Below are 9,860 nucleotides of genomic sequence, written 5' to 3' on the forward strand. Positions count from 1 at the left end.
GGGCCAACCCCTCGCGCGTGCCGAAGTATTTTTGAACAGAAGAAGGCAAGGCCGTTTCAATCCGTTTCAGGTGTGATCGGAGCAGTACCGTCGGGGCGGTGATCCAGGATCATCTGATGGATCAGCTTCTTGTGCAGCGGTTTTGTCAGGTAGTGATCCAACCCCGCTGACAGAATACCCTGATCGTCCCCCGCCATGGCATGGGCTGTCAGCGCCACGATCGGCACATGATGCCCGGTTTCGACCTCTTGCCTGCGAATCTCGCCGGTGGCCTGCTTGCCATCCATCTTCGGCATCGAAATATCCATAAAGATCAGATCGGGGGCAAAGTCGTGATAGGCCTCGACCGCCTCAATCCCGTTTCCGGCAAAGCGCAGTTCGATGTTCAGGTCTTTCACCATCTTTCTTAGGATCAACTGATTGGTACGATTATCCTCGGCGGCCAGAACACGCATCGGCCTTCCGCCTTCAACGCGGGCCTCGTGCTCTGGCTCGGCGGTGGGTTCTGGGCTAAGCGCCGGGCTGCCGAGCGCAATCAGGCGACTATAAAGCTCGGCCCGTGGTATGGGTTTTTGCAGAACACCGTCGATCAACTGCCGCGCGACATTGGCGTGGATGACACCCGGGTTGGCGGACATGATCACCAGAGGCAGATCGGCCCAGCCGCGATCTTTCAGCGTTGTTGCCAGTTCCAGCCCATCCATATCGGGCAGATCGTGATCGCAGAGGATCAGATCAATCGATGCATCCAGTTTTGACAGGGCTTCGCTGCCCGATGCGCAGACCGTGACCTCAGCGCCCATCCGGCTGAGTTGTTTTTCAAGGATCGCCCGGTTCACGGCCAGATCTTCGACCACCATGACGTTCTTCAGAAGCCCGTCCAGATCAGGCGGCACGGGTTGCGGACCTTCCGCCGTAGGCAGAGAGATACGGAACCCAAAGCACGAGCCCTGCCCCAGTTCACTTTCTACCCAGACCGTGCCGCTCATCATCGTGATCAGACGTTTGGTGATGGCCAAGCCCAGACCTGTGCCCTCAAACTGGCGGTTGCGTTGGTCTTCGACCTGATTGAACTCTCCAAAAATATGCCCGATTTTGTCGGCTTCGATCCCGATCCCGGTATCCTCGATCGCAATGTGGATGTCGCAGTCCTGCTGATCTGGATGGGGCACGCCGGTGACGCGGATCAGCACATGCCCTTCGGTGGTGAATTTGACCGCATTGCCCACCAGATTGGTCAGCACCTGCCGCACCCGTCCCGGATCACCGACAAAAAGCGTGGGCAGGAACAGGTCATAATCCACTAGCAGGGTCAGGCCCTTGTCGCGCACGCTAGGCTGCAACAGCATCGCAACCTCAAGAATACAGCGTTCCAGATCGAACTGTTCAGGATGCAGGATCAGCTTGTCGGCTTCGATTTTCGAGTAATCCAGAACATCGTTGATAATGACCAGCAAAGCTTCACCCGAGTTGCGGATCGTATTGACGTAAAGGCGTTGTTCTTCGTCCATCGGCGACTCGGAGAGCAGCTCGGTCATGCCGACGATACCGTTCATCGGCGTGCGAATCTCATGGCTCATATTTGCAAGGAAAGCCGATTTGGCGCGGTTCGCAGCTTCGGCCCTGTCGCGGGCGGCCTGCAACTCGGCCTCATGCCGGACCGAGGCGGTGATGTTCAGCGCCAGGCTAACCACATCGCCCCCGCTGCCACGCTGGTCGATCAGGCGGATGTACTGGCCGTTCCACAGCTGAATCACCTCTGGCGGAGGATTGGCACGAGACCATCGCCGTTGCATTCGGCAGCACCATTCGGACGCGTTTTCTGCACCTAGGTCTACAATCCCTTCACTGGTCAGCAGTTCCAGTATGCGGCTGTATGAGATACCGGGCGCGACCTCATCCAGCCCTTCGAACACGCTGAGATATGCGGTGTTGGCGCTGATCAGCCGACTGTCACCGTCAAAAAAGGCAAACCCATCCTGAATGGTCTGGATCGAATGCCATAAGCGGCGTTCAGCCACTTCGATCTTTGCATTGGCAACGGTGAGATCGGATTTGACCTTTTCATTCTCGCCACGAACCGTCTCAACCTCGGCCTGGGTTTCGCCAATACGCTTGGTCAAGGCCATGGCGTGGCGACCCAACTTGCGATTGGCCGAGGATAATTCAGCCTGTTTCAGTTCCAGCATCCGCTCGGCCGCAAGGCGCGCGCGTCGTTCTTGTGCCAGCTTCTGTGCAAGACTCATTGCGTTCGATCCCGTTCGTTCCACGCTCAGCATCCCGCCAACCGGTGAAAAAGTGTTTAAGCCGTTGCGTGACTGGCAGGCCGCGTGCGAGGCTACGTTGGAATAGGAGGTCGTCATGCACCGCTTTGTTTTGATTTCAATTGCTTACATCATTTCGTTCCTGATCCTGCCGATAGCGTCCCTTGCCCAAACCGCGATTCCTGAATTTCGCTATGTCACCACGCGGGATGCTGATTTTTTTGGCTCGGATCTGGATGCGCTGTTCGATACAGATCTGGCGTCTTGCATTCGGGCCTGCTCGGCCAATCAGCGCTGTACGGCCTTTACTTACAACACCCGGTCGGATGCCTGTTTCCCCAAAAGCGGCGTCAACCGGCAGGAGGAGTATCAGGGCGCTTTATCAGCCCAAAAGGTTCCGACCCCTGCTCAGACCCTAACATTGGCGAAGGCTCGCGCCGAGGCGCTCGATTTCCTCGCTCAGAAAGACCTAAACCGCGCGGCTCAGCAGGCACAGGACCTTGGATTTGTTCACAATGCTGGAGGCCGGGATCTACAATCTTTGCTGGATGCGGCGCGAAACGCGGGTGACGGCCGTCTTGCGATGCTTTGGGCCGGAGCAGCGGTCTCGCTCAGCGATGCGCCGGACCTATGGGTGGAGTATGCCCGACTGTTGCTGGTCGCCCAACCGACGAGAAGCGAAGGCCGTTACGAACTACGTCAGCGCGCTGTAACCGCCGCAATCAACGGATATCTTCGGGCCGATGCACCGGGCACCCAGATTGCCGCCCTGATGGCACTAGCCGACGCGCTCGAGACTGTGGATCGCGGGCGCGACATGGTCTCGGCCCTGCGGCTGGCCGAACAGGTGCAACCGCGCGAAGATGTACTGGCCGCCCTGGACGACGCCATCGGAAAGTATGGCTTTCGTGTCATTGACAGTACCGTTGAAAGCAACGCCGCCGCGCCTCGCATCTGCGTTGAGTTCTCGGAGCCTCTGGTCAAGGCCGGGGTCGATTATGACCCCTATGTGCAGCGCAGCGATGAGGGGCTGGTGGTTCAGCTGGACGGCAAGTCCCTGTGCGTCGATGGAGTCGCGCATGGTCAGCGCTATCGCCTTGCACTGCGTGAGGGGCTTCCCGCCGCATCCGGAGAGGTTCTGAACCGCACGGTTGAGCTGACGCATTATGTGCGCGACCGCGCGCCATCGGTTCGATTTCCGGGGCGCAGCTATGTTCTGCCAAAGGCCGCAGATGCTGCTTTACCGGTTGAAACAGTCAACACGCCGACGCTGGACCTGACCCTGCGCCGGGTCAGTGACCGCAACCTGATCCGCGCCGTGCAGCAGGATTTCTTTGGCCGTCCGCTCAGCGAATGGCAGGAGCGGAACTTTGCAGACGAAATGGCCGAGGACATCTGGACCGGCACAGCCGAAGTTGCGAACCAGCTGAACCAGACGATGACCGCCCGCCTGCCCATGGCCGAAGCGATTGTCGACCAACCCGCCGGTATCTATGCGCTGACGGCGCGCGTACCTGGGGCTGATCCCTATGACGATCCTGGCGCGACCCAGTGGTTTGTGCTGACCGATCTGGGGATCAGCACCGCATTGGGCACCGATGGGTTGCATGTCACCGTACGCGGGTTGGCAGACGCCATGCCGAAGGAGGGGATCGATGTTTCACTTATCTCAAACGCCAATGCGGTGATTTCCAAAGGTCAGACCGATGACAACGGCTACATACGGTTTGACCCGGGCCTCACGCGCGGTAACGGCGGCAGCGCGCCTGCGCTGGTTATGGTATCCAATGGCGATGCGGATTTCAGCTTTCTGTCCCTAACCGACCCGGCCTTTGACCTGTCGGATCGCGGGGTCGAGGGGCGCGCAGCTGCCGGACCCGTCGATGTGTTCCTGACGACCGACCGGGGCGCCTATCGCGCCGGTGAGGTAATTCATGTCACCGCCCTGTCGCGGGACAGCACCGCGCAGGCGATTGACGGCCTGCCGCTGACCGTGATCCTGTCGCGCCCGGATGGGGTTGAATACCGTCGTGCGGTCTCGGATGGCGGGGTTGCCGGTGGGCATGTCTTTGCTCTGCCTGTCGCAGCCGATGTGCCGCGCGGGGCGTGGAAAATCGAGGTCAAATCTGACCCCGAAGGCGATGCACTGGCGCGCCAGACCGTGTTGGTCGAAGATTTTCTGCCGGAACGCATCGACTTTGTCCTGTCGCTGCCGGATGCGCCTTTGCGCCCCGGTGACACGCCGCCATTGCAAATCGACGCGCGGTACCTGTTCGGCGCGCCCGGGTCTGATCTAAACATCGATGGTCAGGTCATCGCCCGCCCAACGGACACGGTGCCGGGATATGAGGCCTATCGCTTTGGCCGCTACGATGCCGAGACATCGACCCGCAGCACCTATTTCGGCGACGCCCGCACCGATGCAGCGGGGCGCGCCACGATTGCAGTAGAAATCCCTGTGTTGGAGACAGATGGTGCACCGCTTGAGGCTGTGTTCATCACCCGTCTTGCCGATGGGTCCGGCCGTCCGGTGGAACGACGCCTGACTGCCCCTGTGCAGCCAGCGCAGGCCATGATCGGGGTGCGCCCGCTCTTTGAGGATGTTCTTCAACAAGGCACCGAGGCCGCGTTCCAGATCATCGGTCTGTCACCCGATCTGACACCGGACCCCATGCGCCTGCGCTGGACGCTGAACAAGGTCGAGACCCGCTATCAGTGGTATCAGCTTTACGGCAACTGGAATTGGGAACCGACCACGCGCCGCACGCGCATCGCCACAGGCGAGATTGAAACGACAACAGAGCCGCTAAACCTGTCGCAACCTGTCGATTGGGGTCAGTATGAGCTGGTCGTCCAGCGCCTGGATGGTGCCTACGCGGAAACGGCGGTCGAGTTCTCTGCGGGCTGGTACCAGGCGGCCGATGCCTCGGTCTCGCCTGACCGGCTGGACATGTCGCTGGATTTCGAGAGCTATCAACCCGGTGATACCGCACAGCTACGCATCGTCGCTCGCATGGCCGGAGTGGCGCAAATTGAGGTTCTATCCAACCAGGTGATCCATCGCCAGATGGTCGAGGTGCCGGAGGGCGAAACCGTGATCCCCTTAGAGGTGACCAAGGACTGGGGTGCAGGCGCCTATGTCACCGCAACCGTAGTCCGCCCGATGGATGTCGCCGCTGGCCAGAACCCTGCGCGCGCCATGGGCGTGGCCCATGCAACGGTCGAACCGGTGGGCCGTACACTGGAGGTATCAATTGACGTGCCCAGTGTGACCTCACCCCGACAAACGCAAAAAGCTATTGTTAGGGTCGAAAACGCACACAGGGATGATCCCGTCTGGGTCACTTTGGCTGCCGTGGACGTTGGTATCTTGAACCTCACCGGGTTCGAAAGCCCAGACCCGCAGGGTTACTATTATGGCCAGCGTCGCCTGGGTGTTGATCTGCGCGACGTCTATGGCCGTTTGATCGACGGCATGAACGGTGCGATGGGAACCATTCGCTCTGGCGGCGACAGTTCGGGCATGCGGCGGCAATCCCCTCCGCCAACACAAGACCTGATGGCTGTGTTCAGCGGACCGGTGCAGGTTGACGAAAACGGCGAGATCGAGATCGACATCCCCTTGCCAGCCTTCAACGGCACCGTGCGCCTGATGGCTGTGGCATGGTCCAGCGCCGCCGTGGGTCAGGCCGAGGCAGAAATGATCGTCCGCGACCCGGTTGTTGTCACCGCCAGCCTGCCGCGCTTTCTGGCCCCCGGCGACCAAAGCCGGATGTTGCTGGAGATCGTGCATGCCGACGGTCCCTCGGGCGAGATGGCTTTGGGGCTGACAACCTCCGCCGGGCTGGAGCTGGGCGATGCCCCCACCAGTTTTGTGCTGGAGGACGGCGGCAAGGCTACATTCGAAATCCCCATCCAGGCTCTTGCGGTCGGAGACCCGGAGATCAGCGTAGCAATCTCGACGCCGGATGGACAGGATCTGGAACAGACCCTGCGGATGCCGATCCGTGCGAACGACCCAGTTGTGGCTCAAACACGGCGGTTTTCGCTGGGTGAAGGTGACAGCTTCCTATTCACACAGGATGTCTTCGACGGCTTCCAACCGGGATCGGCCAAGGCGATCCTGTCTGCAGGCGCTTTGGCGAAGTTCGACACGCCCGGCCTGTTGGATCAGTTGAACCGCTACCCCTATGGATGCACCGAGCAGATCACCAGCAAGGCGCTGCCGCTGCTCTATCTGTCGTCGGTCGCGCAGGCGACCGGGCTGGGTGATGGCCCGCTGGTGGATCAGCGCATCAATGACTCGATCCGCAGCATCCTGACGCGGCAATCGTCGAACGGTGCCTTCGGCCTCTGGCGAGCAAACAGCGGCGATTTCTGGCTGGATGCCTATGTCACTGACTTCCTGTCGCGCGCCCGAGTACAAGGTCACGCAGTACCGGATCGGGCCTTTGCACAGGCCATGGATAACCTGCGCAACCGGATCAACTATGCGCCCGATTTCGACAAGGGTGGTCAGGACATTGCTTATGCGCTGATGGTACTGGCGCGTGAAGGGGCCGCCTCGATGGGCGACCTGCGGTATTACGCCGACGCCAAGGGGGACGCGTTCGACACTCCGCTGGCCGCAGCGCAATTGGGTGCGGCTCTGGCGTCGTACGGAGATCAGACCCGCGCCGACGCTATGTTCACCCGTGCGGCCCAAATGCTGGAGCAACGACCCGAACAAGGGCAATCCCTCTGGCGCGCGGATTATGGCACCACTCTACGGGATGCCGCCGGTTTGCTGACGCTTGCGGTGAATGCGGGCAGTCAGGCGGTGGACCGCGACGCTCTGATCCAGCGGGTCAGCGCAGGTCGGCAGTACCTATCCACGCAAGAGGCCTCTTGGTCTTTGCTGGCCGCCCATGCGCTAGTCTCGGACCCGTCCGGGTCAGGACTGATGGTGAATGGCGCTCCGGTCTCAGGCCCCTTTGTTCAGGTTCTGGAAAGCGGGTTGGCGGATGAATTGAACATCACCGCCACCGACGCAAACCCAACCGACATCACCCTAACCGTCACCGGCATCCCCACCACGCCACCCGAGGCGGGTGGCACTGGTTATGCGATTGACCGGGCCTATTATTCGATGGACGGTGATCCGCTTGACCCGACCTCCTTTACCACGGGCGATCGGTTCGTCACCGTTCTGACGGTTACGCCCTTTGAAAACGGAGGGGCGCGGTTGATGGTGGATGATCCGCTGGCCGCCGGGATCGAGATCGACAACCCAAGCCTGCTGCGCTCGGGAGATGTGCGCGCGCTGGACTGGCTGGACCTATCCGAGGCCAGACATACCGAGTTCCGCTCGGACCGGTTCCTGGCTGCGGTTGATCTGTCCAGCAGCGAGACTGTGACGCTGGCCTATGTGGCCCGTGCCGTCACGCCCGGCACGTTCCACCATCCGGCGGCCTCGGTCGAGGATATGTACCGCCCGCAAAACCGTGCACGGACCGAGACGGGTCGGGTCGAAGTTAAGTGATCGAAAGAGCGCCATATCAAAATGCCAGGCGCCCTGATGCCTAGAACCGGCTCGATACTGCTGGCGCTGGCCGGTATGCTCTACCTGAGCGCCTTTGCACGGGACCGGGTCGAGGACTGGGTGGACGCAACCATCCTGCCTCCAGTTTTGGCAGAAACCTCGGTCGAGATGCGGGACCGGAACGGCGCTTTGCTGCGGGCCTTCCCGGTCGAAGATGGCATCTGGCGGATGCAGCCCGGCCCGGTTGATCCCCGCTTTGTCGACATGTTGATCCGATATGAGGATAAGCGGTTCTGGTCTCATTCCGGCGTCGATCCTGCTGCGATGATCCGCGCTGCGGGTCAAGCGCTGTGGAATGGCCGCGCAGTCTCGGGCGGATCGACCCTGACCATGCAGGTTGCGCGGCTGATCGAGGATGGCCCAACCGGACGGTGGAGCGGCAAACTCCGCCAGATTAGAGTCGCATTGGCGCTGGAACAACGGCTGACCAAGCAACAGATATTGGACCTCTATTTGATCCACGCGCCTTATGGCGGCAATCTGGAAGGTGTCCGCGCAGGCGCGCGCGCGTGGTTCGGGAAAGACCCGACGCGATTGACGGCTGCGCAGGCCGCGCTGCTGGTGGCCCTGCCCCAAGCGCCAGAAACCCGCCGCCCGGATCGGGCAAATGCGAATGCGGAAATAGCCCGCGACCGCGTCCTGCACCGGATGCAGCGGCATGGTGTGTTGTCGTCAGACAACATGCAGGCGGCGCTAATCGAAGCGGTTCCCACGCAGATGCGCCCTTTCCCACGCCATGCGCCGCATCTGACCGATCACGCGCTACGCACGCGCCCCGAGGCCCAAACCCATGATCTGACCCTGGATGCGCACCTTCAATCCCGGCTAGAGGGATTGGTAGCCCAAGCGGCCTCCGAAGCGGGTCCGCGTATCTCGGGCGCGCTGATCGTTGCAGATCATCGCAGCGGTGACATACTCGCCTCGGTCGGATCAGCGGGCTATCAGGACGCGCGGCAGGGATTTGTCGATATGACCGGCGCGGTGCGTTCGCCCGGATCGACGCTTAAGCCCTTGATCTATGGCATGGCATTCGATCAGGGACTGGCCCATCCTGAAACCCTGATCAGCGACAGCCCGGTGATGTTCGGACGCTACGCCCCACGCAATTTCGACGGTATGTTTCGTGGCGATGTCCGGGTGCGCGACGCGCTGCAATTGTCGCTGAACATCCCCGTCGTGCGATTAACGAATGAACTCGGCCCAGCCCGTGTCATGGCCGCGCTGCGCGATGCCGGAACGCAGCCGAAACTAAGTGGCGGAGCCCCTGGCCTGGCGATCTCGCTTGGCGGCGTCGGGCTCAGCCTGCGGCATCTGGTACAGCTCTACGCGACGCTGGCAGCAGGTGGTCAGGGGCCAGTTCTGTATCACGACGCGTTGTCTGGCGGGGAACAGACAGCGCGCACGCTATCAGATGTGGCCGCGTGGCAGGTAGCCGACATCCTGTCCGGGCTGGCGCCACCTTCGGGCGCCGCTGCGCAGGGGCTGGCCTATAAAACCGGCACGTCTTATGGGCACCGCGACGCCTGGGCGGTCGGCTTTGACGGGCAGCATGTCATCGGGGTTTGGTTAGGCCGTGCTGATGGCACCGCGGTGCCCGGCGCCTTTGGAGGAGAGCTGGCGGCCCCGCTGTTGTTTGAAGCCTTCGGACACCTAAAACCCGCGCCCACGCCCTTGCGGCCACCGCCGCCATCCACTTTGATCCTGAGCGCGGCAGAATTGCCCCAGCCGCTGCAAAGGTTTCAACCACGCAGCGCGGCCTTCAAGAAAGACCCAAGCGCGCCTGATCTGGTATTTCCGCCCAACAACGCCGTATTTGAGACGAACGGAGCCCCCCTGACCGTCAAACTGCGCGGTGGGGTTGGTCCGTTTTCCCTGTTGGCTGATGGGGTTCCAGTGCTGACAGGTCAGCGGCAACGAGAGTTTGATATCCCAAATCCCGGTCGCGGTTTTTCACACTTGGTGGTGGTGGATGCGCGCGGCGCGTCTGATCAGGTCTCGATCCAGGTCGATTAAGG

The 9,860-nt window shown here is 61.3% G+C and carries 3 protein-coding genes; 2 read left to right on the plus strand and 1 reads right to left on the minus strand.

Features of this window, described 5'->3' with window-relative positions:
- Positions 1 to 56: 56 nt before the first annotated feature.
- Positions 57 to 2,246, minus strand: coding sequence for a response regulator (locus ACR0EL_RS12830; RefSeq protein ID WP_480500283.1), 2,190 nt, complete (start codon positions 2,244 to 2,246; stop codon positions 57 to 59).
- Between the two features lie 115 nt (positions 2,247 to 2,361).
- Here ACR0EL_RS12830 and ACR0EL_RS12835 point away from each other — a divergent pair, with 115 nt between their 5' ends.
- Together ACR0EL_RS12835 and pbpC are read left to right on the plus strand one after the other, a co-directional pair.
- Positions 2,362 to 7,785: an alpha-2-macroglobulin family protein gene (locus ACR0EL_RS12835; RefSeq protein WP_480500284.1), complete on the plus strand. Its 5,424-nt coding sequence runs from the start codon at positions 2,362 to 2,364 to the stop codon at positions 7,783 to 7,785.
- Positions 7,786 to 7,821: 36 nt separating this feature from the next.
- A complete protein-coding gene (gene pbpC, locus ACR0EL_RS12840) occupies positions 7,822 to 9,858 on the plus strand; it encodes a penicillin-binding protein 1C (RefSeq protein ID WP_480500285.1) in 2,037 nt (678 codons plus the stop codon).
- Positions 9,859 to 9,860: the final 2 nt, after the last annotated feature.

It is taken from the genome of Ruegeria sp. AH12, from assembly GCF_056541465.1.